The organism is Helicobacter sp. 23-1046 (assembly GCF_053654635.1).
Genome location: NZ_JBSIUS010000005.1, coordinates 1 through 1750 on the forward strand (window position 1 = coordinate 1; position 1750 = coordinate 1750).

The 1750-nt window shown below is 37.4% G+C and carries 2 protein-coding genes; both read left to right on the top strand.

What is annotated here, in order from left to right; all coding sequences use genetic code 11:
• The first annotated feature begins 51 nt into the window (after window positions 1–51).
• Window positions 52–1008, top strand: coding sequence for a DNA (cytosine-5-)-methyltransferase (gene dcm, locus ACWIUJ_RS09075; RefSeq protein ID WP_454170415.1), 957 nt, complete (start codon window positions 52–54; stop codon window positions 1006–1008).
• Window positions 1005–1750: DUF3883 domain-containing protein (locus ACWIUJ_RS09080; protein ID WP_454170417.1), on the top strand; the 746-nt coding region annotated here is incomplete at its 3' end. The genes dcm and ACWIUJ_RS09080, both read left to right, overlap by 4 nt.

Below are 1750 nucleotides of genomic sequence, written 5' to 3' on the forward strand. Positions count from 1 at the left end.
AGGCAAAGTTTGCTATAATCGCAGTTTGATTTTAATAGCAAAGGCGAAGCATTGAAGCAATATATCGATTTATTTGCAGGGGTGGGTGGATTTCATTTTGCATTAGCACAAAGTGATAAAACGCAATGTGTGTTTGCAAGTGAGATTGACAAAAACGCGCAACAAACTTACGCGCTAAATTTCCCCACTACGCCGCTTTTTGGCGACATTACGCAAGATTGCACACAACGCGCGATTCCACAAGATTTTGATATGTTATGCGCTGGGTTTCCTTGTCAAGCATTTAGCGTGGCTGGGTATCAAAAAGGCTTTGCTGATTCGCGTGGGACGCTGTTTTTTGAAGTTGAAAAAATCGCTAAAAAGCACAAGCCAAAAGTAATCTTTTTAGAAAATGTCAAAAACCTAAAAAACCACGACAAAGGGCAGACTTTTGCCACTATCAAAACAGCGTTGCAAAATTTGGGCTATGCAATCTATGATGAAGTGCTAAACTCCGCTACTCACGCAAATATCCCACAAAACAGAGAGCGAATCTTTATCGTGGCGTTTGATAAAGCCCAAGTGCCAAAGTATGCTAAATTTGCTTTTCCAAAGCCTATCAAACTCACAAAAACCATTCATAATTGCATTGATTGCAAAAAACAAGATGACAAATTTTACTATACGCCAAAAAGTCAGTATTACGCGTGGCTTAAAGAAGCGGTGGTAAAAAAAGATACGATTTATCAGCTCCGCCGAATCTATGTGCGTGAAAACAAATCAAATCTTTGCCCCACGCTGACTGCAAATATGGGCACAGGTGGGCATAATGTGCCAATCATTAAAGATGATTTTGGGATTCGCAAACTAACGCCGCGCGAATGTTTTAATTTTCAAGGCTACCCAAAATCTTTCAAACTCCCCAATTTGTCAGATTCAAAGCTCTACATTCAAGCAGGAAATTCGATTACCTTGCCTTTGGTGAAGCGCATTGATTTTAATAAAAAGACAAAAAGAGACAAATTATGAGCCAAAAGCACGAAAATTATGAATTGCTAAACTTGCTAGGCTATGGACTTGCAAAGTTTGATAATGATTTTATCAAAGAATTTGGGTGCAAAACAAAGACAGAATTTTTTAATTTTTTCGTGGATAATGGCATTGTAAAAACCGCAAGTGTGGTAAAAAATCGAATGGATTTGTTTGATTATTTTTTCCCGCAAAATCCGCGCAAAGGCTGGTGGCAAAAGGGTGATGCCTATATCCACCGCAAACATTTGATTGATTCTCTTTTTGGCGATGAAAATGTCGCTGGATTTGCAAATATCATAAAACTTATGTTAAAAAAGGAATATCGCATTGAATTAGCCCACAAAGTAAGCCCGTTGCTTGAATCTAAATTTAAAAAAATGCAAAGCACAGGGCTTGAAGCGGAGCTATATTTTTTGCATAATTTTAATGAAATTGAGATTTTACAAAATGGCAAAATCACAGACGCTAGGCTCTATGGCGATGGCTATGACTTTTTTGTGGAGACTAGCAAAAATGAGTTTTTGTGCGAGGTAAAGGGAATACGAGAATCTAGCGGTGGTATAAGACTAACGCAAAATGAATTTGAAAAAGCAAAGGAATTTAAGCACTCTTATTTGCTTGTGGCGGTTATGAATCTGCAAAACTCTCCACAATTTAAAAGCATTCTAAATCCACTTGAATCACTAGAATTTACCGAAAAGATTTTACACCAAAAAACAATCAAAGAATATCATTTGGT